This is a genomic window from Nitrincola iocasae, from assembly GCF_008727795.1.
Taxonomy (GTDB): Bacteria; Pseudomonadota; Gammaproteobacteria; order Pseudomonadales; family Balneatricaceae; genus Nitrincola; species Nitrincola iocasae.
In genome coordinates this window covers 2,486,174-2,508,522 of the sequence record NZ_CP044222.1, presented here as the reverse complement: position 1 = coordinate 2,508,522, position 22,349 = coordinate 2,486,174, and the positions used below count along the sequence as shown (strand labels likewise).

The following is a 22,349-nucleotide window of genomic DNA, read 5'->3' as shown; positions in this document are numbered from 1 at the left end:
TAACTATGCCGACTGCGATTCATTCCGCACCTATCGATCAACGCATTGAGTGGCTGATGGAGCTTAGTCGTACCCACTCAGCGCTTTTCTGCGACCCTGAAAATTCACTCGCGCGTCAGCGTTATCTGGCCGAACACCCTACCCGTATCATTGCCCTGAAGTGTATGGATGGGCGTATACACTTGCCTTATGCCACTAAAACACCGCTTGGCATAGTGCATCCATTTCGTAATCTCGGTGGTATTTTCGATCTGGGCTGGCCCTATATGGGTGACCTGTTGGAAAGTCAGGTGATGGAAGCGATTCACCAGGGCCGACGGGTGTTGATTATCATCACCTACCATTTTTCCAAAGGTGATAAGTCCCGCGGTTGTGCCGGTTTTAACTGTGATAAAGATGCCGCCATGGTGCATGCAAATGAAATTCGTGAGCAGGTAGAGGCGATTTTTGGCCATGGGCACAAAACGGTGTATCCCTTGGTGTGCGGTTTTGAAACTGACGAAGATGCCTTGATTCTGCACAGCAGCGAAGGGGAGTCGCTTGATCTCTCCACACTGAAACCAGATGAGCTGGACAGTTTGCCAGTGAAACTGGAAGGTTTTTTTACCGATATGCCTGCCCAAGTGCGTCATGACTTGTTGCCGCTGGTCGAGGGTAATCTGCGCCATATCGATGAAATGCGTCAATTACAGCGTGATCTGGATATCGAACACAGTGAGTGGGTGATCTGCGTCGGGCGTGGCTTTGATTTTCTGCATGTTCCCAATGTAGCGTTGATCATCGGTCCCTACAGCCCAGATCTGTCCGATCCCATCATCAAAGCGGCCGGTATTATCCGCGCCAATATGGCGCAAGGCCGAATACCTGATGATGGTTTCCTGCTGCTATCTTCTGCACCCTATGACGAAGTCGGCCCAGACCAGGCGCGCGCTGAACTAAAAGCCCGTTTCATGGCCGAGTTCGCCGCCAATGTGATTGGTGAAACACAACCGGCACTGGCTGAGAAAATGCTGATCCGTACGGCCACGCTGCACTGGTCGACACGACGGTTGGAGTTGTTATAAGGGGACCTACGCCAGTTTATCAGGTCCAAAAATAACGAATAAGATGAAAATACACGGGCGCCGCAAAGCATACTGAGTCGATGCGATCGAGCATGCCTCCGTGTCCCTGGATCATGGCTCCCCAGTCTTTAATGCCGCGATCACGCTTAATGGCCGACATCACTAAGCCGCCAGCAAAGCCAAGCGCATTGACGATAAAGGCTATCACAACGGCTTCGCCAAAGCTGAAAGGTGTTATCCAATGCAACGCACCACCGACCAGCGTCGCTAAGAAGACGCCACCGATTAGGCCTTCGAGTGTTTTAGAGGGTGATAAGGTGGGGGCTACTTTGCGCTTGCCCATCAGTTTTCCGCAAACATATTGAAATACATCAGAAAGTTGAACTACTAAAATTAACCAGGCAATTAAAAGCAGGTTGCGCCCTTCGTAGCCGATGATCTCTAGTGTTAGCAACGCTGGTACGGAGGAAATGCAATAGACGGCAACCATCAATCCCCATTGCACTTTGGCGGTTCTTTCCAAAAAGTGTTGTGTGTCGCCACTGATTGAAGCCAGGATGGGCAGTAGTAAGAACACATACACGGGGATGAAAATTGAAAACAGTCCATACCAATCGATAGCAATAAGCAGGTATTGAATCGGCAATGCAACATAAAAAGCCACGAGTAGAGCCCAGTAGTCCCCTCGTCGTGTTGGTAATAGGGTTAAAAACTCACGCAGTGCATAAAATGAAATGCCTAAAAAGAGTAGAATAACCGCATACTTACCTGCCGCAAAGGCGACACCCAGGACAAGTACCATCACCCACCAGGCATTAATCCGCTGATTGAGGTTATCAACAACCGCAGTCTTGCCTTGTTTCCAGGCAAGCAGTTGACCTATGAGTGATGCGAGTAACAAAAAAGCACCTAACCCTAAAAACAGCAACAGCGTTGTGGTATTCATACGGGGGTGTCCTGTTTCAGAGAGAGCAGCTCGCTAGACGCTAAATGCAATGTATCGTTTTTGCTGACCTGGCTCGATGCGCAATACTGAGGGCCAAAGTTTAGGGTGCAAAGTAAGGGCAAGGGTAGCGGGTAGCCCTTGGGCATGGCGCGGTTTAAATTGCTGATCCAGACAGGTTGTAGTTTAAGAGAAGGGTGATGTTTAATTAAATGGTACAAGCCTGATTTAAATGGCAATAACAGCTCGTCACTCAGGTTGCGCGTTCCTTCCGGGAAAAAAATGAGTGAGTCACCTTGATCCAATGCCTTAAGCAAAGGCTCAAGAGGGTTGTTGGTTGGTTGGCAACCTTCTCGACTGACTAATACGCCATTAAAAACCTGATGAATTATAAAGCGTCTAAGAGGGGTTTTATCCCAATAGTCTGCACCCGCTACCGGGCGTGTTTTTTTGCGAACATCGGCAGGTAGACTGGCCCAGAGTAAAACAAAATCACCATGGCTGGTGTGATTAGCAAAATAGAGGGCTGGTGAAGCGTCCTGTTCAAACTCAAGGTTGCCAACGGCTCTGGCACCAGTGATGAATTTTGCTAAGCCGATTAAAATAAAGCGCAGCAGATGAGCAAACATAGGTGAATTATCCTTTTATAGTGATGTGTTCGCGTCATCAATACCTTTACGGATACGGTTGATGAGTGTGACGAATAACAAACACAGGGTGATCAGCATGACCAGGTTAAGTATGTTGGCTGATAGGAGACCCAAGGCATAAGCCAAACCTAAACAGCCAAACACAAAGGCACGATCACTTTTACCCATGGGGCCATCATAGCGACGTGTAGCGCCGATCATTGGGCCGAGCACGCCTGCATATTCGCTAAGCACTGACATAAATATAATAGCCAGCAGTAGCTCAAAGTGAACACCTGGTAGCATCGCAAAGGGAAGATAAAGGGCGGCATCAGAAACTACATCGGCCAATTCGTTCAAGTAAGCGCCCAGATAACTTGCCTGTCCAAATTCGCGGGCTAACATGCCATCAACCGCATTCAATCCCATCCGTAATACCATCCAAATAGGCAGCAGCAGGAAAATCAAGGGATGATAGGTGTTAAAGAAGAGCAAGGCCCCTAAACAGATAGAACCGAGTGCAGCAAGCAGGGTGACTTGATTCGCGGTGATGCCCCATTTATACAGTAACGTAACACTGGGTCTGAGCAGGGCTTGAAAGCGGGTTTTTAGCTGGTAAATAGACAGGCTCATGCTGCATCCTTGTTCAAAATCCTTGCATAAATCCTACCACGCTTCAGCTCGGGTTGAATAGAAAAAGCCAGTCAATTCTTGGCTTTTAGTAAACAACGAATATTGAAAATATCATCACTATTTCTAATCCGTACGGCCATGCGGCACTGCCGACGCGACGGTTAGATATAATCGGGTGAAGCTTCGGCATAGCACCTGGCTGTGTTCGAAGTAGTTGGCTCAATTATTTATCTTGAAGTAGTATGTTGACGTTAATAACCGCATATATGTGAAACATATAGTTACCCATGCAGAGTACGATAAAATTTGTAAACGATATGCCAAAGGAGAACTTTTATGACTGCTGTAGCGTTTAAAGAGGCCTGTTACAGCTTCGCCGAAGCAGCGGCTCCTTATGCCTCCATTAAGGATGATGCACACTATGAGGAGGCTCTGGCGTTGATTGAAAACCTGTTGGAGGAAGCTGATGACTCCCTCAGCGACCCGCTCAATGTCATCATCGAGCTGCTCAGCCACGCCATCGAAAACTATGAAAACAGTGATGAAGAGCTGGCCACCTTTGAGCAACACGCTTTGGAAAAACCTGCCGACCTGGCCATGCTGCGCTTGCTCATGGCACAACACCAGCTCGGCACCGCGGACCTCCCTGAGATCGGTTCGAAGTCCATGGTATCCCGAGTACTGTCTGGTGAACGCAGCCTGAGCAAAAAACATATTGCCGCACTGTCTCAGCGTTTTCACATAGATCCGGGGCTTTTCTTTTAAGACCATCGTTGCCTAGATCCAATCTTGCAACACCATTTTCATAAACCACTATTATCGTGTGCCTTTACGCAACTTTACCTTTGCGCAACCCTGCTTTGCAGTTTCCAAGCGCATACTTAAGCCATCTGAAAGCGTCTAAACACCCAAAGGTGTTGATTTTCACTATACCTGTTTCTGGATGGAATCTCTGATGAAACACATTAAAACCTTGTTCGTCGCCTTTCTGGCGGTTCTTACTCTGGCCTGGCTGATGGCTGATACTTTGTGGCCTGAACCACTGTCCTATTTCTCTTTCCGCGCCGGGTTTGTCCAGTATAGCGGTGTGATTGCCATGGCGGTGATGAGCCTTGCCATGATCCTGGCTCTGCGTCCTAAATGGCTGGAGCCCCACTTGCGAGGACTGGATAAAATGTACCGTTTGCACAAATGGCTGGGTATAACGGCTTTGGTTATGGCGGCTCTACACTGGTGGTGGGCCAAGGGTACCAAGTGGATGGTTGGTTGGGGTTGGTTGGATAGACCAGCGCGAGGATCTGGAGGTATGCAGGAGACTCTGGGTGCCTTGGAAGCCGCTCTGCGCAGTCAGAGGGGGCTGGCAGAAAGTGTGGGTGAGTGGGCTTTCTATGCCATAGTGGTGTTGATCGTTCTGGCATTGGTTAAACGCTTTCCATACCGATTATTTGCCAAAACCCACAAGCTTATTGCGCCGTTGTACCTGTTGATGGTTTTCCACACAGTGGTGCTGATGAAATTCGATTATTGGACACAACCTGTAGGATGGCTTATGGGATTGCTGCTGGTCGGAGGATGTATCTCGGCCTGTTATTCTATTGCTGGTCGCATCGGCTCAGTGCGTCGGACTAGTGGCAGGGTTGAGTCGCTGACTCACTATCCCAGCCTGAAGGTTCTGGAAACTACCCTGGTTATGGATAACCTCTGGCCAGGGCACACCGCTGGTCAGTTTGCCTTCGTTACTTCCGACTCTAAGGAAGGTGCCCATCCGTTCACCATCGCGTCGTCCTGGAACTCGAATGATCGGCGTATTGTCTTTATCACCAAGGCCCTCGGTGACTATACCAGCCGCTTACCAGAGGAGTTGCAGGAGGGCAAAACCATCCAGGTTGAAGGCCCTTATGGTTGCTTTGATTTTCGCGATAATCGACCACGGCAGGTGTGGGTTAGTGGCGGTATAGGCATCACCCCGTTTATTGCCCGAATGAAACAGCTCTCGGCGGAACCGGGTGAAAAACCTATCGACCTGTTCCATGCCACCGCCGATATGGATCAGGCCGCTCTGGATAAGCTGACCTCCGATGTGGCCGCCGCCGGTATACGACTGCATTTGTTGATCAGCCCAAGAGATGGTCGGCTGGATGCAGAAAAAATCCGCTCAAGTGTACCGCAATGGCAGCAGGCCAGTTTCTGGTTCTGTGGTCCGGTCGCTTTCGGTAAACAGTTACGTCAGGATTTGGTCGCTGAGGGCTATCCTGCCGGTCAGTTTCACCAGGAGTTGTTTCAGATGCGCTAGGGCTATGCGACCCTATCGGGTGGTTATAGCCGAAGACATTAATCAACATTGAAGGCATGTTCATCATCTCAGCCATAGAAAAATTGTGCGTTTTCTGGCATGATGCGCAGCCTTCAAGGCCTTGTCGCTAAGCAAGGTTAATATTTCCCTGCTTAAAGATAAGGTACTGCCATGAGTGATCTGCCTAATTGCCCAGCCTGCGAGTCAACTTATACCTATGAAGATGGGTTGATGTATGTCTGTCCTGAATGTGCCCATGAGTGGTCAAAAGATGCGGCGGCTGATGCTGACGATGAAGGCCTATCTATCCGCGATGCCAATGGCAATCCGCTGCAAGATGGCGATACCGTCACTGTAATCAAGGACCTCAAGGTCAAGGGTTCTTCACTGGTGGTGAAGGTGGGGACACGGGTTAAAAATATCCGTTTAGTCGGGGGAGATCATGATATCGATTGCAAGATCGATGGCATTGGCCCGATGAAACTCAAGTCTGAATTCGTCAAGAAAGCCTGACCGGAACCCTGATTTCCCAGATAGCCATGAAATATATTATTCGATTTTTCCCGGAAATCACGGTTAAAAGCCGTGCGGTTCGTCAGCAGCAGATCAAGCAGCTGAAGAAAAATATTCGCCAGATTGTCAAAGAGATCTGGGAGCCTGCGCGGGTCGGTGGCTGCTGGGATCTGCTGGAAGTCGAAGTCGGTGACGATGCGCCGGAAGTGATTACGACACAGATCAGCGATGCGCTGACTTGCATCCCCGGCATACATCATTTCATGGAGGCACAGGAATACGATCTGCCGGACTTTGATCGTATCTGTGAGCTGACCCTCGAAGCGGTGGGCGATTCACTGCGTGGCAAGACCTTTGCGGTGCGGGTGCAGCGCGCGGGCGTGCATGATTTCCGTTCTATCGATCTGGAACGCTATGTCGGTGGCTACCTCTTTCAGCATACAGATAACGCCGGTGTGCGCCTGAAAGATCCGGATCAACTGGTGGTACTGCAGGTGCATCATCAGCGCCTGTTTATTATCAATCGTCGCCGTGAGGGCATGGGTGGTTATCCGCTGGGTACCCAGGAAAATGTTGCCACGCTGATTTCCGGTGGTTATGACTCCTGTGTGGCCACCTGGCAGATGCTGCAGCGTGGAATCTATACCCATTTTATCTTTTTCCGTCTCGGTGGTCCGGCACATGAAGAGGGGGTTAAGCAGGTAGCTTACTACCTCTGGCAGCGTTACGGACGCTCGCATCGGGTCAAGTTTGTTACTGTACCCTTTGAAGATGTGGTTGAGGATATTCTGACTCAGGTGGATAACCCATTGATGGGCGTGGTGTTGAAGCGCTGCATGATTCGTTGTGCTGACCGGGTCGCCTCGCGGTTGAAAACCACGGCGCTGATCACGGGTGAGGCGATCTCTCAGGTCTCCAGCCAGACGCTGACCAATCTGCAGGTCATTGATCGGGCAACGGAGCGTCTGATTCTACGGCCACTGATTACCACCAATAAACAGGCGATAGTTGATCAGGCGAAGATGATCGGTGCGGCGGTATATGCCGAAGCCATTCCTGAATACTGTGCGGTGATCAGCAAGCGTCCGACCACGCGAGCCAAGCTGCATGAGGTTGAAGCGGCTGAGGCCAGGTTAAGCCAGGCGGTGATGGCGGATGCGCTGGCGATGGCCAGCTACCAACCAATTACTGAAATACCAGCTGATCTGGCTGCCAGAGCAGTCGCAGCGGATCTGCTGCCAGCCTCGGCATCGTTCAATGAGCAGGTGGTGGTGCTGGATGTACGCGCCCCTGACGAGGTGGATAATGCGCCCTTGCGTCTATCTCAGGTAGATGTGGTGCCTATGCCTTTTTACCGATTGCACAGTGGTTTTGCTGCACTGGATCAGAGCCGCGAATACTGGCTTTATTGCGACAAAGGGGTCATGAGTCAGTTGCAGGCGCAGAACCTGCGCGATGCCGGGTTTGATAATGTGCGTGTTTACCCGGCTGAACTGGCTCAATAACCGTAACGCAGTTTGAGCTCTTCGGGATGCGGGTTAAGGTAAACCTGCTGATCGACGAAGGGCTCTTCAAACTCATTCAGATAGTGTCGAATCAGTGTCACAGGTACCAGCAAGGGCAACAGACCTTCGCGGTACTTGTCGATGCTGCCCTTCAATTCCTGTTTCTGCCTGGCAGTCAGCCGGTCGGAGAAAAACCCCTGAATATGCTGCAGCACATTGGTATGGCTGCGGCGATTGGCATGGTGCATCAGTGTCTGCATAAACAGGGTAAAGTAATTCTGTGCATCTTTATCCAGATCATCGGTGAAGTTGGCAACCAGACGGCCTAGCTGACGATACTGTTCCTGATGGTGGGCCATCAGCAGATACTTGTAACGGGTATGAAAGGCGACAATGGCTTTGCGGCTGAGCCCTTCGGCTAAAAGCTTATGCCAATCATGATAGGCAAACACCCGGGTGATAAAATTCTCGCGCAGCACCAGATCATGCAGGCGACCATCTTCCTCTACCGGCAATAACGGATAGGTGTCCATCAACCTGCGGGCGAAGACACCGACACCGGCCTTTTCGCTATAACCGCTTTTGCTGTCATAGAGCCTGACCCGCTCCATACCACAGGTCGGGGATTTAGCGCAGACGATATAGCCACTAAGGAAGTTCAGTTCAGTGGTTTTTTCAGTGGCGTAGTCATTGAGTTGTTCAGTAACATCAAAGCTGTCATCACTGGCTTTAACGCGGACTTCACCTTCATGATTCACCAGGCGAATGGTTTTCCGTGGTGTGCCCATGCCAATCGCCATTTCCGGGCAGACGGGTACATAGTGAAAAACCCGTGACAGTTCATCCATACAATAGCGTGATTGCTTATGCCCGCCATCAAAGCGTACCTGTTCGCCCAGCAGGCAGGCGCTGATACCTATTTGAATCTGATCGGGTTTGAACGCTGACATCTATACCATCCACTGAAGGCCAAGGAGGATTTCAGTTTACAATACTTGTGTCCTTTAGGCGAAGTGAGTCGCTAGAGTTGTTTTAATGTGCGGCATAGTGATTCCTGTTCCAGATCGGAATAGCGCTGAAATGGATCGAGTACAGCAGCGCCCAGAGCGTCTTCAAAGGCCTCCTGATTGGCCTGTCCCGCCTGAAGTGCTTTATCCTCGTCACCCAGGTTGGACTGGAAGATACCGGCGGCGCTGACAGGTAAAAAATCTTCATAAATGATAGGTTCAGCCAGCACCAGCCCATCATCGATTAACTGCTCCAGAATCGGCAGGCTGCTCAGGGGAGCGGCTTCACGACCTTTATCAGACAGGCGGTAGCGAAAATAAGCGAGTTTTTGTGTGCGCAGGCTGTCTTCCTGATCCGGGAAGGGCTCAAAGGCCTGTTCTAACTGCTGCTGGTAGCTGGCATTATCCTGATCCATTCCTGCCGTTTGTGTGAGTGCATTATTCAGTAACTGATCATAAAGGGCACGCCCCCTGAGGGTCAGCGCCATACCGCGTTGTTCTATTTCACCAAAGCGTGCCGTGTGTTGCCCAGTCGTGCCGTCAGTAAAGCGCACAGGCTCCTGCAGGGCTTTAAAACTGGTCTGGCGCAATAATACCGGGCAGCGTTGATGCGGCGGCCCTTCGATCACCGCTTTGGGAGTAATGTCGTACTCGGGCATACGCTGCTGTACAGCATCTATATCCAGGGTGCGCGGGGTGAGATGATTGATGTGCGGTCCACGAAAGCACACCACATCCGCAATCAGGCGGTGCTGTTGCAGCAGTGCCTGATAGGTGGCGGCATCAACAGTGGCGCTGTCATGCCAACGGAAGGTTTCCAGCGCTTCAGTTACCAGGGCCTGACCTTGATCGGCGTTGAGTCCTCCCTGTTGCTCGGCCAGTTCAATCAGTTGTTTTAGCGCCGGGGTGAAAATATCACGTTGTTGCAGTATGTGGCTGGCCTGTTCACGCAAGGCTGGGTCCTGGATCAGCTCCAGGCGCAGCAGGGAAGTGAAGATGCGGAACGGATTTTTCTGCAGTGCGTCCTCATCGACCGGGCGAAAGGCAGTGGAGTGGACCGGTACGCCCGCGCTGGAAAGATCATAATAGCCGACCGGGTACATACCCATCACAGCAAACAGGCGGCGTAGCATGGCGAGTTCGTCAGCCCGACCGACGCGGATGGCGCCATGACGTTCCAGGCTCAGACGTTCCAGTTCACCACGCTGCTCCAGCGCCTGTTTCAGTGCCGGGTTATCGGCCAGTACCCCTTGATTGACCTCATCAACCAGATCCAGCAGGGTTTGATACTGGGGTACTTCATTGCGGTACATGTCTGACATGGCAGATGAAAACAGGGTACGTAATTGGTCTGGTGTCAGGTAGGTTGTATCCACTGGAAAACTCCTGGTTGAGTCATTTGTTGTTATCAGAACAGATAAATCCGGCTTGCTTCAAGTGAAACTTTTCTCTGAGGTCATTCCAAAATTTCGTTCACACAGGGCGGTATGGACTTCATATCCTGCTCCAGCCGGGTGGCAATCCAGTCAGTAAAACGGCTGATTTTACTTAGCTCAGCCTTATGTTCCGGGTAGGCCATATAATAGGCGTCGCGACTTTTCAGGGCATAATGCCAGGGAATCACCAGCTTGCCTTCCAGCAGTTCTTCGGCGGCCAGAAAACGTGGTACCAGTGCCACGCCGCAACCCGCTTGCGCGGCGCGGATGGACATGTAAAAGCTGTCAAAGCGGGGGCCGTGATAGCTTTGTTCGGTATAGAACCCCTGAGCTTCAAACCAGTCATGCCAGGCTTCCGGGCGCTGCGCATTCTGCATCAGCACCAGGCGGGTGAGTTGCATGGGACTATGCAGGCCTTCCGCGGCCAGTATGTCAGGTGAGCAGACCGGCACCACTTCCTCATCCAGCAAGTGCACACATTCAGCACCCGGCCAGGCACCATGGCCGAAGAAAAACGCAATATCGATGCGCTCCTTTTCCAGGTCAAAAGGCTCAGCGCGGTTGGTGATATTCAGGGAGATATCCGGGTGACTGAGGCGAAAGCCTTTCAGACGGGGGATCAGCCAGCGCGACCCGAAGGTCGGCAGCGTGGCAACATTCAATACTTCACTGTCTGCTCCATAAGAGCGCATATAGCGTGTCGACATCTCCACCTGTGACAGAATTTTTCTCACCTCAGTCAGATACACCGAACCTTCGGGGGTAAGTTGCAGGCGTTTGCGCACGCGCCGGAACAGATGGTGGGCCAGCAGCGTTTCCAGTTGCGACACCTGTTTGCTCACCGCACTCTGTGTCAGGCTGAGCTCATCGGCGGCGCGGGTGAAGCTCATATGCCGTGCGGCGGCTTCGAAACATTGCATGGCGCTAAGTGATGGAAGGTGGCGTTTATTTATCATCTTGGCTACTTTGCATGAAAAAAAAGAATGATATTGGTCAAAAACGTCGCTTGTGTAAAGCCCTGGCACCTGAGCATACTCGGGTTAAATCAATTCCGTGAACTAACAGGAGTGACCATGATTAAGGCAATTATGCAGCGTTTGGGTGTCAGTGAAGCCAGCTGGCAGGGTGGCGATCTCAGCGTGATGACACCGGTAGATGGCCGTGTCATCGGCCAGGTGAAAATCGATACACCGGCTGAGGTGGACGCAAAAATTACAGCGGCACAGTCGGCCTTCGAGCAGTGGCGCTGTGTGCCGGGCCCCCGTCGTGGTGAACTGGTGCGCCTGTTTGGTGATGCCTTGCGTCGTCACAAAGATGATCTTGGTGCACTGGTTTCCTGGGAATGCGGCAAAATTCTGCAGGAAGGCCTGGGGGAAGTGCAGGAGATGATCGATATCTGCGATCTGGCCGTGGGCCAGTCACGCCAGCTGTTTGGGTTGACCATTGCCTCAGAGCGGCCTGGCCATCATATGCGTGAAACCTGGCATCCACTGGGGACGATCGGCCTGATCACGGCGTTCAACTTTCCGGTGGCTCCCTGGGCCTGGAATGCGGCGCTGGCGCTGGTATGTGGTAACAGTCTGGTGTGGAAGCCTTCAGAGAAAACCCCTCTGACCGCACTGGCGTGTCAGGCCTTGCTGGAACAGGCGATGCAGGACTTCGGTGAAGACGCTCCGGTCGGGTTGAGCCAGGTTGTGATTGGTGAGCGTGAAGCTGGTGAGGTCGTGGTCAAAGATCCACGTGTCGCACTGATCAGTGCTACCGGCAGTACGCGGATGGGTCGTGCAGTGGCTCCGTTGGTGGCTTCGCGTTTCGGTCGTTGTATTCTGGAACTGGGGGGCAACAACGCTATGATTGTGGCGCCTAGTGCTGACCTGGATATGGCCGTCAGAGCAATACTGTTTTCGGCAGTGGGAACCGCTGGACAGCGCTGTACGACTTTGCGTCGTCTGATCGTTCACACTTCACTGCGCGAGGAGCTGCTGACGCGGCTGAAAAAATCCTACAGCGGCATCGTGGTGGGTCATCCTTTGGAAGGCGCGTTGGTCGGCCCGTTGATCGATGCGGATGCCTATCAGAATATGCAAACAGCTCTGCAAAAAGCCCGAGATGCCGGGGCTAAAGTCTATGGTGGCGAACGACAGTTGGAAGACCACTATCCGGATGGCTATTATGTCTCACCGGCCATCGTCGAGATGGATGCCCAGACGGATCTGGTGCGTCAGGAAACCTTTGCGCCGATTCTCTATGTGATCAGCTATTCCACCCTGGATGAAGCGATTGCCTTGAATAACGATGTGCCGCAGGGACTGTCGTCCTGCATTTTCACCACGGATGTGCGCGAAGCGGAAACCTTCGTATCGGATGTGGGCAGTGACTGCGGTATCGCTAACGTCAATATCGGCCCCAGTGGTGCCGAAATCGGTGGAGCCTTCGGTGGCGAAAAAGAGACCGGGGGTGGTCGTGAGTCCGGTTCGGATGTCTGGAAAAGCTATATGCGCCGTCAGACCAATACGGTTAATTATTCACGTGAACTTCCGCTGGCACAGGGCATCAAGTTCGATTGAGTCTGGTCGTGAGCCAGTAACGAGGTGGCTATGCTGGAACAGTGTCTATGGCAACTGACATCGGCTGAATCGCAACCTGAAAGTCAGTGCCTGAATACTGATGTGCAGACCCAGGTGTGTATTATCGGTGGTGGCATTACCGGATTATCTACGGCGGTGCATCTGCAGGAGATGGGCATTGCTAGCTGTATCCTGGAAGCGGATGAGGTAGCCGCCGGTGGGTCTGGCCGTAATGTCGGGCTGGTGAATGCCGGTATGTGGCTACCACCCGAAGACATCTGTACGCGCCTCGGTGCTGAGCGGGGGGAGCGTGCCAATCGTTTGCTGGGTGACGCCCCTTCATTGGTATTTGAGTTAATCGAACGCTACGCCATAGATTGTGAAGCCAGACGCGAGGGCACCTTGCATCTGGCGCATAATCAGCAGGGTGTGAAAGCCTTGCAGCAACGTTTTGAACAGTTCAGTCGTCAGGGCGCACCTGTTGAGCTGTTTAAAGGGGCTGAGGTTGACGCCTTGACCGGCAGTAGCCAAATACCCGCTGCGTTACTGGATCGACGAGCAGGCTCAATTAATCCCTGTGCTTATACCCGAGGTTTGGCACGGGCGGCCGTATCCCTGGGGGCACAGCTGTTTTGTCACAGTCCGGTAACGGCTCTTACACGTGACGGGGATGGCTGGTTAGTATCAACGTCAGCGGGTCAGGTTAAAGCGGCTCAGGTGGTGCTGGCCAGCAATGCCTATACTCAGGGGGACTGGACGCATCTGTCGCAGCATTTCTTTCCGGGTTACTTTTATCAGGTAGCATCGGCTCCCTTGGACGGTGATGCCGCTGCAAGCATTTTACCTGGTGGTCAAGGCGCCTGGGATACACGGACGGTGCTGAGTAGTGTTCGCCGGGACGAGGCCGGTCGGTTGATACTTGGCAGCCTGGGACGAGGCGAGCGTAAACCTGATGCCTTGCTGCGCTGTTGGGCCAACCGTATTCAAAAACATTATTTTCCTCAATTAGGTAGCGTGGATTGGCAGGTAAGCTGGACCGGGCGCATGGGCTTTACCCCGGATCATGTGATGCGTATCTTCGAACCGGCTCCCGGGCTGATTGCCGCCAGTGGTTACAATGGCCGTGGTAACACCACTGGCACCCTGATGGGGAAAGGGTTTGCCCACTGGCTAGCCGAAGGTAATGATGCCTGGCTACCCCTGCCATTGAGTCAACCACAACCTATCAAGCAGCGTAAGCTATGGTCTTTGGCTTACGAGACTGGATTTAGCCTCTATCATGCAGGACAATGCCTTAGAGTTCTGATCTGAGACTCATTCAATCCTTCATAGATCGGAGAACGCAATGGCAGGTGGTTGGTCACGCGATGGTGCCGTACAGGATCAAATTGATGCGAGCGTTGCCGATGCCGTGCAACAGGCCCGAAGTAAATTAGCCAAGGGTGAGAGCGCCGTCCATTGTGAAGAGTGTGACAGTGTTATTCCAGAAAAGCGCCAAATCACCTTTTTCCAATATTTGTCATAGTTGTGCTGAACTGAGCTTTTTGAAATAATGCTTTTGTGGTATGGACGAAGAGTAATCCATAGTCCCTTATTTATCGTAGCTATATTGGCTGCAGATACACAAAGGACTCTGCCAAAAATACATGGAGGTTGAATGCTAGTGAAACTATTCAGCATTATTAATGCTATCGTTATGCGCTACCCGGGTAAATACCAACGGCACTGCGCCTCCACTACCAATATTGCTTTGACATTTTTATGTCTATGTCTCGCTCATCTACCAGGCATTGCTATTGCTCAGACCTCATATGAGGAAATGCTCGATCAGGCCAAAAATAAGTATTATTCAGGGGCTTTAGAAGAAGCTAGGGATATTTTTTCGAGTTTAGTGGAGCAGAAGCCAGGTGATGCATATTTCTTCTTGGCGATGATTGAAAAGGCTTCACCCTCATCAAATGAATATCAAAACACAGTTATCGAATACCTGAGACGTGCCGTGGATTTCGGAAATGCTTCTGCTATGTGGGAACTGGGGCAGTCTTATGAAAATGGTGATGGAGTGCCTGTGGATCTCTTGGTCGCTATGGATTGGTATCGAGCCTCAAAGTCGCACTCTAATAATTCACCCGATGTTATTTTTTTTGACACAAATCGTAGGGATCTAATTCAGCGCACAACTGAAGACGTTATTGAATCACTCAAGCATAAAGCTGCCCTCAATGATGTTGAGGCTCAATATCGTTTGGGCAATGTGTATGATACAGGGTATCTGGTGCAGCCAGATGAAGCACAAGCATTCTATTGGTATCATCAAGCAGCGAAAAATGAACATACCTACTCACAGTTTGTCTTGGGCTATTTCTATTGTAGAGGGATCGGCACTGAAATTGACGTGCAAGTGGCAAATGATTGGCTTGAAGCATCAGGTCGATCTGCAAGCTGTCTCATATTCGAAAAGGATGAATGAAATGAACCGAGAGCAAGAGTTAGTTTGGGAACTTCAACAAAACGAGCATGTTTTTCAAATTGTTGAATTAGAACATCTTAAGCTTGAGTGGGAGCATATTAAAGAGAGTGCAGGTACTGTTGCAAGTTACTCAAGCGCGGCAATAGATACCTATACCGCTGGGCAGTTAATCCGTGAGTTTGGTCTTCAGCCTGAAAGAGTCATCATTAAGCGCTACGCAGGTAAGGAATATGTGATTTTCAAGGGAAACCCACATAGCCGTAAAATTCTTACTGGAACGCGTTACTTGGCTAGCAATCCTAAGGTAGTGCGTATGGCTATTGGTCCACGTGGCATTATTCAATCAGCAAAAGGTGGCTTTGCTGTTACTGCTGTTTTATCAGTTGGAATTGAAGTGTTCGATTACTTCATAAGAGATTCATATACCCTAACTAGATTACTAGGTACTGTTAGTAGTGATCTTATTAAAATAGGTGTTAGTGCGATTGCTGGCGCAGTGGCTGGTTTAGCTGTTGGTTCTTCGGTAGTTATTGGTTCTATTGCTGGTGCCCCTCTTATTGCAGCTATTACTGTGGGTCTGGTCACGGGTTTGTTGCTGGACAGAATCGACAGCCGGTTTGGTGCAACTCAGGCACTGATTCGTGCCTACAACGACATGGGGGTTCAGCTTGATGAAATCAGACGTAGTGTCAATCGCAATTTGAACTATTTGGAGCGGAATCCACATTTGATCCCTTGCTTATTCGGCCCTTGTTCCGGAATTAGGGGGTATTGATGTCACCGAGAGTATCACAGGTATTGTTCATTCTCTTTAATCTACTAGCAATTCCTGTGGTCATTTTTGCTATATACGATATTGTTCTTGTGTTTGATGGAGTTCGAACAGAAAGCGAAATCATCCCTTTAGATACCGGTAGTCAGTATCTGTTACTTATCTCAGTTTTTTGGGTGCTCGCTTGCCTGCAGTTTGCCGGTTTGAGAGGTTTTACCGGTTTCGTCAAGCGATGGGGAAGTATAATTGTTATCGCTTGGTTTATTATTTGTTTGGTCGTGGCTGGTTTGATGCCTATAGGTTTGCGTTCAATGCTTGAAAAGGCAGGCTATAAACCCTGCCAAGATACTGCCTATGTATCGCGTATATCTAGGGGTGATAGCTTGATTTATGTGAAAAGTTCCTGTCCAGATTAAGAAGAGCCAAGTCATTGCTCAAATCAAAAAATACGTGAGTATATTTTTTATAATATTTTTCAGCCCATCTTCACTCTAAAAACCACAATATACTCTACAGCACATAATCCCATAGCCAATCAGGGGATGATGTCAAATAAGAGTGTAAATTGGTCTTTGGCTTACGAGACTGGATTTAGCCTCTATCATGCAGGACAATGCCTTAGAGTTCTGATCTGAGACTCATTCAATCCTTCATATATCGGAGAACGCAATGGCAGGTGGCTGGTCACGCGATGGTGCCGTACAGGATCAAATTGATGCGAGCGTTGCAGATGCCGTACAACAGGCCCGAAGTAAATTAGCCAAGGGTGAGAGCGCCGTCCATTGTGAAGAGTGTGACGGTGTTATTCCAGAAAAGCGCCGCCAGGCGATTCCTGGCGTTCGGCTTTGTATTGCCTGTCAATCAGCCTTGGAAAAGCAGGAAGTTAATTCAGGCGGTATCAATCGCCGTGGCAGCAAGGATAGCCAGCTCAGGTAATTAACCTCAGCTCAGGTTGTCCAGATTTCTGGGATGACTACAAATGTATTGGTGCTTTGTAGTCATCCTGTATATTTTTATTAAGCAAAGATAAACCGATAAGCCACATAGAATAACAACAACGCCATCACTCGATTCACCCATGCCATAACCTTGGGGTTCATCGCGGCTTTTTTAAGACGAGCGCCTGCCAATAAATACACACTCGGTGCACCGCATGCCATGATGGAAAGTCCCAGTGACCATAAAGCAATTTGCCCACCTTCGATCTGTGATCGTGGAAATTGCACCGTGACAATAGGCACTATCGCCACTAAAGCCTTAGGGTTACAGAGTTGTAAAATCAGGCCAGTTTTAAAGTTCACTGAAGCGTATTTAGCATGGCTGGTTTGTTGTTGAAAGCTCGACAGCAGGATTTTTACCCCAAGATAGGCAATATACATTCCACCTAAAATTGCAATAAGCGATTGATATTTTATGGGAATAATCTCACTGCCAAGATAACCTATCAGTAGAAACAAGATCAGCATGGCAAGCCCTACACCAACACAATACAGAAAAGCACGCCAGCCCTGCCCACTGACACCCGCGAATAACGCCAACAGATTTGCAGGTCCTGGGCTGTACATAATGCCAAAGGCATAGATGATTATTTCGAGCATAGGAATCCCTCAAAAGGATATTTGATAAAAATCAGCAATGGGTAAAAAGTAAGATCTAAAGCGAGTTTTGCTGTTAGGTGCGCAGCAAAGTACGCCTAAATTGATAAGGGGTGAGGCCGAACATCGGCTTGAAACGTCGATTAAAGTAACTTAAATCGCTAAAGCCGAAGGTAAAGGCGACATCGGCTAACGGCATCCCCAGCTCTAGGGCCTCTTTGGCGCGATTGATGCGGTAATTTTGCCAGTATTGATGGGGCGTCATGCCGAAATAATCCCGAAAGCAACGCAGCAAGTGATACTTCGACATATGCGCCACGTGGCTTAATTCATCCAAAGAGACTTCCTCGCCAACATGGGCGTGCAGATAATCACGTACTCGCTCAAAAACAGGGTCTTTGGCACGTCGTTTAGACTCCACTAGGCCAACAGGGCGGGGGATACCCTGCTGATAAGCAAGATATTCAGCAAACTCAAACAACGCAGACGAATATTCCAGCGCTGATGAAGAGTCACTTTCTACCAATGCAGCCAAGCGCAAAACATGGGCTTTTAATACTGTGTCGTTTTGCACCACCTGCTCAATCCGAAAATCTTGTACTCGGCGAACGCCGGCACTTTGCAACATAGGCAATAATTGATCAGGGTGAACGTACAGCATTTTATAATGCAGCGTATCGTCGCCACCGGAATGGCCGTCGTGGGCGTCTTCTGGATTAAACACAATGACATTACCAGAGTAACTTTTATGATGTTCGCCCAATGCAAAAAAGTCCTGGCGGCCAGATAAGGTCACACCAAAGGAAAATTCTTCATGGGCATGGGTACCGTAAGAAAAATCACTCATCGAAGCTTCAAGCAACATGATCTCATCAAGAACGGTACTTTTAGCAAATTGAAAACGATTTTCAGTCGACATCACAACCCTCTGCGAATATCCCAAATCAATAGAGGCAGATTACCCAATTCCAAACTAAAAAGATTGGACGATATTGCGAAATTAAGGCAAGCATGGAGGACTTTTAGCACTGAGCAGCAACGCCAGCGAGTCGCGCAGTAGATTATCTGGGTGGCCGTGAGCTAGCACGGGTAATATGGTTCCTGATGGTGAGTGCTGGATGGCATGCTTAATTATCCTCTGGTAGACGTTGGCTCAGCCGCTTTTACTTCCGGGAACTGATAACTCAGTACCTTGCTGGTCTTAAGACCCAACCCCACCATGGCGTCGGCAAACGTTACCGCGATACGCACACCGTCGAGCACCGGAACGGACAGATCCGCTTCCATGCGCCGAACCCATTGGCCCATGCCAGCACACCCCAGCACGAGCGCCTCCCCTCGATTCGATTCGAGTGCCTGGCGGGCGGCATTGAGCACGTGCTGATAACTGTCGGGATCCTGCTCCAGTGCCAGCACCGGCACTTTAGACGCAAAAATACCTGCACAACGAGAGGCCATTCCGTAGTGGTGCATATTACGGGTCAGGATAGGTACTGAACGCTCCAGCGTGGTCATGACGCAAAAATTCTGGCACAACAACGAGGCGGTATGCATTGCCATTTCGCCGACGCCCAGTACCGGTGCCCGGGTCAGTTCCCGGGCACCGTCAAGGCCGGTGTCGTCAAAGCAGGCGATCACGTAGGCTGAGGGTGGTGTTGCACCAGATTCTAACTGACGTACCTTGTGCGCGACCCAGTAAGCTGCCGACACGCCGTCGCTGTAACCTTCAATGCTGGCTGGGGCTTCGGCGCAGCGGTGAAAGGTCAATTCGTGATGCAAACCGCTCAGGGCGTTGCACTCACGCGCCAGTTGTTCGGTCATCGACACCGAGGCATTGGGGTTAATGATGGCAATCATGTATCAGCATCCCGCCCCGGCTTACGCCGGAATAGTCGTAATGCAATTAATGTCAGCGCGATCACGGACAGGGATATCGCCGTGGTTAAGGTGCCCAGCGCATACAGAACGGGGCTGGTGACATTGGTGGTCATTGCGAACAATTCGAGCGGCAGCGTATTAAAGCTGCCGGAGGTCATCAGCGTACGCGCAAATTCGTCATAACTGAGCGTGAATCCGAACAGGCCGATACCCATCAGGCTGGGCGCTAGCAGTGGCAGCAGAATGTAACGGAAGGTCTGCCAGTGAGAGGCACCCAGGTCTACCGAGGCCATTTCGTAGCTCGGATTAAAGCGATTGAATACCGCGAACATGATCAGTAAGCCGAATGGCAGGGTCCAGGTCAGGTGCGATCCGAAGCCGGAGCTGTACCAGGCCGGTTCGATGTCCAGTCGGTCAAACATTAGCCCGATGCCAAGACTGATCAAAATGGAGGGAATGATCAGGCTGGTCAATGTCAGATAGAAAATCACCGATTGACCGGCGAAACGCTTGCGGAAGGCCAGGCCGGCGAGGAATGAAAACACCACCGTGCAAATCATGACAGCCAGTCCGAGAATCAGGGAGCGCCGTAATGAGGTGCCGAAGTTACCCACGGCCTGGGCTTCGAACAATTGCCCGAACCAGTGCCAGGAAAGGCCGCGCATGGGAAAGGTCAGGCCGCCTCCGGGTCCTTGAAAAGAGAGCAGGGCAATGGTCAGCGTCGGGCCGTACAGAAACAGTACGAAGAGGGCGAAAAATGCCGCCAGCAGATAAAAGCTGCGTGGTCGTTTATTCATGGCTACAGCTCCTTGCGTATGTTGACCAGCCGGAACAGGATCACCAGCATGATCATAACCGTGGCGAGCAGGACGATGGCGCTCGCAGCGGCAGCGGGGTATTGCAACAGGGATATCTCGTTGTAGATCATCATGCCTACGTTGGCCTTGATGCCGCCACCCATGATCTTGACTGTAACGAAATCGCCCATCACCAGGGTGAATACGAAAATACTGCCGACGATGATGCCGGATCGGGACAGCGGTATAATAATGTCCTTGAGTATTTGAAAACCCGAGGCGCCCGCGTCCACCGCTGCTTCCACCAGGTTACGGTCGATGCGCATCATGCTGTTGAAAATAGGCACCACCATGAATAGCGTATAAAGATGCACATAGGCCAGCACGACGGAAAAATCGCTGTAGAGCAAAAAGCTTAAAGGCTGGTCAATCAGCCCGCCTGACTGCAGCGTGGAGTTAACCAGGCCATTGCGTCCGAGCAAGGGTATCCAGGAGATCATGCGGATAATGTTCGAGGTAAAAAATGGCACCGTACAAATGATGAAGCAGAGCGTTTGCGTGCCTGGGGAGCGTATATGGAAGGTGAGAAAATAGGCCACCGTAAAGCCAATCGACAGGGTGAAGAACCAGGTCAGGGCCGCATATTTGAACGTATTCAAGTAGGCTTGCAGCGTGACGGGTGAACTCAGCAGATACTGGTAATTATCGAGAATAAAATCCGGTATCAGTGAGTAGGAATTGTAGTCCCAGAAGCTGACAATGCCGATCACCACGATGGGAAACACCAGAAATGCCAGTAATACCAGTGTTAACGGCAGCGCCTGCCAATAGCTGTGCTGGTTGTGGGCTGTTATCATCGGGGCCATAAGAACTCCTTGAAGTGGCGATGCCAACATTTGCTGGCACAGCCAAGGTTAAGGTCAGGAAACGATGAATTCGTTCCATTTACGGACCATGTACTGGTTCTCGTCCATGACCGAATTCCAGCACGCCACGCTACCCATGCGCTCTTCGAAAGAGCCACCGTCACGCACCGCACCTGCTTGTTCCATTACATCGCCGTTCGGACTCACAATATCGCCCTGTGCTTCCCGGCCTTGCATCCAGAAACCCCATTCGTCTTCGCTCATATGAGCCCGTGAAGTTTCCGGTGCGGCACTGTAGTAGCCCTGGCGGTTCAGGTAGGCACCGACCCAGCCTGAAAGGTACCAGTCGATGTATTCATAGGCGGCATCAAGTTCCATACCGGACAGATGTGATGCCAGGCCCAGCCCGCCACCCCAGGCGCGGTAGCCCTCTTTCAGTGGCTGATAAACACAGGGAACACCCTGGCTGCGCACGGCAGCAACGGCTGGAGACCACATGCTCTGGATCAACACCTCACCTGAGGCCATCAGATTCACGGATTCATCGAAGGTTTTCCAGAAGGCGCGGAACTGACCGTCACGTTTGGCTGCCTTCATGATTTCGATGGTCTGGTCGATCTCCTCGCGGGTCATATTGCCCTTGTCGGCATAGGTGATCTCGCCCATGGCTTCGCAGATCATCGCTGCATCCATAATGCCGATCGATGGAATGTTGATAATTGAGGTTTGGCCTTTGAAGGCTAGGTCCATAATATCGGCCCAGCTAGTGATGGGTCGGCCCACCAGATCCGGGCGAATGCCCAGGGTATCGGCATTGTAGATCGTCGGGATCAGTGTCATCCAGTCGGTTGGTTGGTCGGCGAAAACTGTGGCATTCCGGTCCGGAACAAACCCCACAGTGTGAGGTGCTGTACCCTGAGCGATTTCTGCATCATCAGTCAGCTTGCCGGTAATAAACAGCGGTGAAATTTTGTCGTAATTGGTAAGTCGCCGCACATCCAGGGGTTGCATTGCACCTGATGGGAACACTTTTTTGCAGATCCAGTATTCAATATCGGCGATATCATAGGAGTTGGGCTGGGTGACCGCTCGTTGGGTAACACTGTCGGAATCCAGGGAGGTCAATTGCAGATTAAAGCCCAGGTCCTCTTTGCACTTGTCGGCGATGGCGTTGAGGTTGGACACCCCGGTGCCAAACTGGCGCAGCGTGATGTTCTTGATATTCTGCGCCCAGATCATTGGAAATCCGGTAATAGCGCCACTGCCTAAGGCTACAGCACCGACACTGGCAGCACCTTTGAGTAGTTTGCGGCGAGTCAGGCCTTTGCTTGTTGTCGTTATTTCTGCGGTGTTTTCGGGAGTATGGTTGTCATTCATCGTT

Annotated in this window: 24 protein-coding genes; 12 read left to right on the top strand and 12 right to left on the bottom strand. The window is 50.9% G+C overall.

Annotated elements, in window-relative coordinates; genetic code table 11:
* The first annotated feature begins 5 nt into the window (after positions 1–5).
* Positions 6–1,064 (top strand): carboxysome shell carbonic anhydrase domain-containg protein, encoded by a 1,059-nt coding sequence (locus F5I99_RS11585; RefSeq protein ID WP_151056174.1) that lies wholly within the window; start codon positions 6–8, stop codon positions 1,062–1,064.
* A gap of 19 nt (positions 1,065–1,083) precedes the next feature.
* Here the strand turns inward: F5I99_RS11585 and F5I99_RS11580 are convergent, their stop codons facing one another.
* From F5I99_RS11580 to F5I99_RS11570, 3 genes are read right to left on the bottom strand one after another with little or no spacing between them, the layout of a single operon-like run.
* Positions 1,084–2,010 (bottom strand): phosphatidate cytidylyltransferase, encoded by a 927-nt coding sequence (locus F5I99_RS11580; RefSeq protein ID WP_151056172.1) that lies wholly within the window; start codon positions 2,008–2,010, stop codon positions 1,084–1,086.
* Positions 2,007–2,636 carry a lysophospholipid acyltransferase family protein gene (locus F5I99_RS11575; RefSeq protein WP_151056170.1) on the bottom strand — a complete coding sequence of 210 codons (630 nt, stop codon included), beginning with the start codon at positions 2,634–2,636 and terminating at the stop codon, positions 2,007–2,009. The genes F5I99_RS11580 and F5I99_RS11575 overlap by 4 nt, the downstream gene beginning before the upstream one ends.
* A 15-nt stretch (positions 2,637–2,651) precedes the next feature.
* Entirely contained in the window at positions 2,652–3,269 is a 618-nt protein-coding gene (locus tag F5I99_RS11570; protein ID WP_151056168.1) for a CDP-alcohol phosphatidyltransferase family protein, read from the bottom strand.
* A 336-nt stretch (positions 3,270–3,605) separates the two neighbouring features.
* Here F5I99_RS11570 and F5I99_RS11560 point away from each other — a divergent pair, with 336 nt between their 5' ends.
* From F5I99_RS11560 to thiI, 4 genes are all read left to right on the top strand, one after another.
* Positions 3,606–4,034, top strand: coding sequence for a helix-turn-helix domain-containing protein (locus tag F5I99_RS11560; protein ID WP_151056166.1), 429 nt, complete (start codon positions 3,606–3,608; stop codon positions 4,032–4,034).
* Between the two features lie 190 nt (positions 4,035–4,224).
* Positions 4,225–5,562 (top strand): ferredoxin reductase family protein, encoded by a 1,338-nt coding sequence (locus F5I99_RS11555; protein WP_151056164.1) that lies wholly within the window; start codon positions 4,225–4,227, stop codon positions 5,560–5,562.
* Between the two features lie 171 nt (positions 5,563–5,733).
* Positions 5,734–6,075, top strand: coding sequence for a zinc ribbon domain-containing protein YjdM (locus F5I99_RS11550; RefSeq protein ID WP_151056162.1), 342 nt, complete (start codon positions 5,734–5,736; stop codon positions 6,073–6,075).
* A gap of 26 nt (positions 6,076–6,101) precedes the next feature.
* On the top strand, positions 6,102–7,580 hold the full coding sequence (thiI, locus tag F5I99_RS11545; RefSeq protein ID WP_151056160.1) for a tRNA uracil 4-sulfurtransferase ThiI: 1,479 nt from the start codon (positions 6,102–6,104) through the stop codon (positions 7,578–7,580).
* Here thiI and F5I99_RS11540 read toward each other — a convergent pair.
* The 3 genes from F5I99_RS11540 to F5I99_RS11530 all read right to left on the bottom strand — a co-directional run bounded on the left by F5I99_RS11540 (position 7,574) and on the right by F5I99_RS11530 (position 10,976).
* Entirely contained in the window at positions 7,574–8,530 is a 957-nt protein-coding gene (locus F5I99_RS11540) for a YbgA family protein (protein ID WP_151056159.1), read from the bottom strand. The two genes, thiI and F5I99_RS11540, sit on opposite strands and share 7 nt — an antisense overlap.
* A 71-nt stretch (positions 8,531–8,601) precedes the next feature.
* A complete protein-coding gene (gene hglS, locus F5I99_RS11535) occupies positions 8,602–9,963 on the bottom strand; it encodes a 2-oxoadipate dioxygenase/decarboxylase HglS (protein ID WP_151056157.1) in 1,362 nt (453 codons plus the stop codon).
* Positions 9,964–10,043: 80 nt separating this feature from the next.
* Positions 10,044–10,976 carry a LysR family transcriptional regulator gene (locus F5I99_RS11530; protein WP_225307656.1) on the bottom strand — a complete coding sequence of 311 codons (933 nt, stop codon included), beginning with the start codon at positions 10,974–10,976 and terminating at the stop codon, positions 10,044–10,046.
* A gap of 120 nt (positions 10,977–11,096) precedes the next feature.
* Between F5I99_RS11530 and amaB the strand changes: the two genes are divergently transcribed.
* The 7 genes from amaB to F5I99_RS11495 all read left to right on the top strand — a co-directional run bounded on the left by amaB (position 11,097) and on the right by F5I99_RS11495 (position 16,768).
* Complete coding sequence (amaB, locus tag F5I99_RS11525; RefSeq protein WP_151056153.1) at positions 11,097–12,590, top strand: L-piperidine-6-carboxylate dehydrogenase; 1,494 nt, start codon at positions 11,097–11,099, stop codon at positions 12,588–12,590.
* Between the two features lie 30 nt (positions 12,591–12,620).
* Positions 12,621–13,901: an L-pipecolate oxidase gene (gene amaA / locus F5I99_RS11520; protein ID WP_151056151.1), complete on the top strand. Its 1,281-nt coding sequence runs from the start codon at positions 12,621–12,623 to the stop codon at positions 13,899–13,901.
* Between the two features lie 34 nt (positions 13,902–13,935).
* Entirely contained in the window at positions 13,936–14,115 is a 180-nt protein-coding gene (locus tag F5I99_RS11515; RefSeq protein ID WP_151056149.1) for a TraR/DksA C4-type zinc finger protein, read from the top strand.
* Positions 14,116–14,247: 132 nt separating this feature from the next.
* A complete protein-coding gene (locus F5I99_RS11510; protein WP_151056147.1) occupies positions 14,248–15,060 on the top strand; it encodes a tetratricopeptide repeat protein in 813 nt (270 codons plus the stop codon).
* A gap of 1 nt (position 15,061) precedes the next feature.
* Positions 15,062–15,835 carry a hypothetical protein gene (locus F5I99_RS11505; protein ID WP_151056146.1) on the top strand — a complete coding sequence of 258 codons (774 nt, stop codon included), beginning with the start codon at positions 15,062–15,064 and terminating at the stop codon, positions 15,833–15,835.
* Positions 15,835–16,248, top strand: coding sequence for a hypothetical protein (locus tag F5I99_RS11500; RefSeq protein WP_151056144.1), 414 nt, complete (start codon positions 15,835–15,837; stop codon positions 16,246–16,248). The genes F5I99_RS11505 and F5I99_RS11500 overlap by 1 nt, the downstream gene beginning before the upstream one ends.
* Before the next feature lie 253 nt (positions 16,249–16,501).
* The gene (locus tag F5I99_RS11495; RefSeq protein WP_151056142.1) at positions 16,502–16,768 is read left to right on the top strand and encodes a DksA/TraR family C4-type zinc finger protein; all 267 of its coding nucleotides are present in this window, start codon (positions 16,502–16,504) and stop codon (positions 16,766–16,768) included.
* An 80-nt stretch (positions 16,769–16,848) separates the two neighbouring features.
* Here the strand turns inward: F5I99_RS11495 and F5I99_RS11490 are convergent, their stop codons facing one another.
* The 6 genes from F5I99_RS11490 to F5I99_RS11465 form a co-directional block, all read right to left on the bottom strand.
* Positions 16,849–17,430, bottom strand: a complete 582-nt coding sequence (locus F5I99_RS11490) for a LysE family translocator (protein WP_151056140.1) — start codon at positions 17,428–17,430, stop codon at positions 16,849–16,851.
* Positions 17,431–17,503: 73 nt separating this feature from the next.
* Positions 17,504–18,346: an AraC family transcriptional regulator gene (locus F5I99_RS11485; protein WP_151056138.1), complete on the bottom strand. Its 843-nt coding sequence runs from the start codon at positions 18,344–18,346 to the stop codon at positions 17,504–17,506.
* A gap of 212 nt (positions 18,347–18,558) precedes the next feature.
* Positions 18,559–19,284: an aspartate/glutamate racemase family protein gene (locus tag F5I99_RS11480; protein WP_151056136.1), complete on the bottom strand. Its 726-nt coding sequence runs from the start codon at positions 19,282–19,284 to the stop codon at positions 18,559–18,561.
* Positions 19,281–20,102 (bottom strand): ABC transporter permease, encoded by an 822-nt coding sequence (locus F5I99_RS11475; protein WP_151056134.1) that lies wholly within the window; start codon positions 20,100–20,102, stop codon positions 19,281–19,283. The genes F5I99_RS11480 and F5I99_RS11475 overlap by 4 nt, the downstream gene beginning before the upstream one ends.
* 2 nt (positions 20,103–20,104) lie before the next feature.
* Positions 20,105–20,968 carry an ABC transporter permease gene (locus F5I99_RS11470; RefSeq protein WP_225307387.1) on the bottom strand — a complete coding sequence of 288 codons (864 nt, stop codon included), beginning with the start codon at positions 20,966–20,968 and terminating at the stop codon, positions 20,105–20,107.
* Between the two features lie 54 nt (positions 20,969–21,022).
* Positions 21,023–22,345, bottom strand: a complete 1,323-nt coding sequence (locus F5I99_RS11465) for an ABC transporter substrate-binding protein (protein ID WP_151056132.1) — start codon at positions 22,343–22,345, stop codon at positions 21,023–21,025.
* Between the last annotated feature and the right edge of the window lie 4 nt (positions 22,346–22,349).

Bases quoted from the DNA above. Each gene is read 5' to 3' on its own strand.
- F5I99_RS11555 (WP_151056164.1), top strand. From the start codon at position 4,225: ATGAAACACATTAAAACCTTGTTCGTCGCCTTTCTGGCGGTTCTTACT.
- F5I99_RS11500 (WP_151056144.1), top strand. From the start codon at position 15,835: ATGTCACCGAGAGTATCACAGGTATTGTTCATTCTCTTTAATCTACTA.
- F5I99_RS11505 (WP_151056146.1), top strand. From the start codon at position 15,062: ATGAACCGAGAGCAAGAGTTAGTTTGGGAACTTCAACAAAACGAGCAT.
- F5I99_RS11570 (WP_151056168.1), bottom strand. From the start codon at position 3,269: ATGAGCCTGTCTATTTACCAGCTAAAAACCCGCTTTCAAGCCCTGCTC.
- F5I99_RS11560 (WP_151056166.1), top strand. From the start codon at position 3,606: ATGACTGCTGTAGCGTTTAAAGAGGCCTGTTACAGCTTCGCCGAAGCA.
- F5I99_RS11585 (WP_151056174.1), top strand. From the start codon at position 6: ATGCCGACTGCGATTCATTCCGCACCTATCGATCAACGCATTGAGTGG.
- F5I99_RS11575 (WP_151056170.1), bottom strand. From the start codon at position 2,636: ATGTTTGCTCATCTGCTGCGCTTTATTTTAATCGGCTTAGCAAAATTC.
- amaA (WP_151056151.1), top strand. From the start codon at position 12,621: ATGCTGGAACAGTGTCTATGGCAACTGACATCGGCTGAATCGCAACCT.
- F5I99_RS11490 (WP_151056140.1), bottom strand. From the start codon at position 17,430: ATGCTCGAAATAATCATCTATGCCTTTGGCATTATGTACAGCCCAGGA.
- F5I99_RS11515 (WP_151056149.1), top strand. From the start codon at position 13,936: ATGGCAGGTGGTTGGTCACGCGATGGTGCCGTACAGGATCAAATTGAT.
- F5I99_RS11475 (WP_151056134.1), bottom strand. From the start codon at position 20,102: ATGAATAAACGACCACGCAGCTTTTATCTGCTGGCGGCATTTTTCGCC.
- F5I99_RS11495 (WP_151056142.1), top strand. From the start codon at position 16,502: ATGGCAGGTGGCTGGTCACGCGATGGTGCCGTACAGGATCAAATTGAT.
- F5I99_RS11480 (WP_151056136.1), bottom strand. From the start codon at position 19,284: ATGATTGCCATCATTAACCCCAATGCCTCGGTGTCGATGACCGAACAA.
- F5I99_RS11580 (WP_151056172.1), bottom strand. From the start codon at position 2,010: ATGAATACCACAACGCTGTTGCTGTTTTTAGGGTTAGGTGCTTTTTTG.
- thiI (WP_151056160.1), top strand. From the start codon at position 6,102: ATGAAATATATTATTCGATTTTTCCCGGAAATCACGGTTAAAAGCCGT.
- F5I99_RS11540 (WP_151056159.1), bottom strand. From the start codon at position 8,530: ATGTCAGCGTTCAAACCCGATCAGATTCAAATAGGTATCAGCGCCTGC.
- F5I99_RS11465 (WP_151056132.1), bottom strand. From the start codon at position 22,345: ATGAATGACAACCATACTCCCGAAAACACCGCAGAAATAACGACAACA.
- F5I99_RS11550 (WP_151056162.1), top strand. From the start codon at position 5,734: ATGAGTGATCTGCCTAATTGCCCAGCCTGCGAGTCAACTTATACCTAT.
- F5I99_RS11470 (WP_225307387.1), bottom strand. From the start codon at position 20,968: ATGGCCCCGATGATAACAGCCCACAACCAGCACAGCTATTGGCAGGCG.
- amaB (WP_151056153.1), top strand. From the start codon at position 11,097: ATGATTAAGGCAATTATGCAGCGTTTGGGTGTCAGTGAAGCCAGCTGG.
- F5I99_RS11485 (WP_151056138.1), bottom strand. From the start codon at position 18,346: ATGTCGACTGAAAATCGTTTTCAATTTGCTAAAAGTACCGTTCTTGAT.
- F5I99_RS11510 (WP_151056147.1), top strand. From the start codon at position 14,248: ATGCTAGTGAAACTATTCAGCATTATTAATGCTATCGTTATGCGCTAC.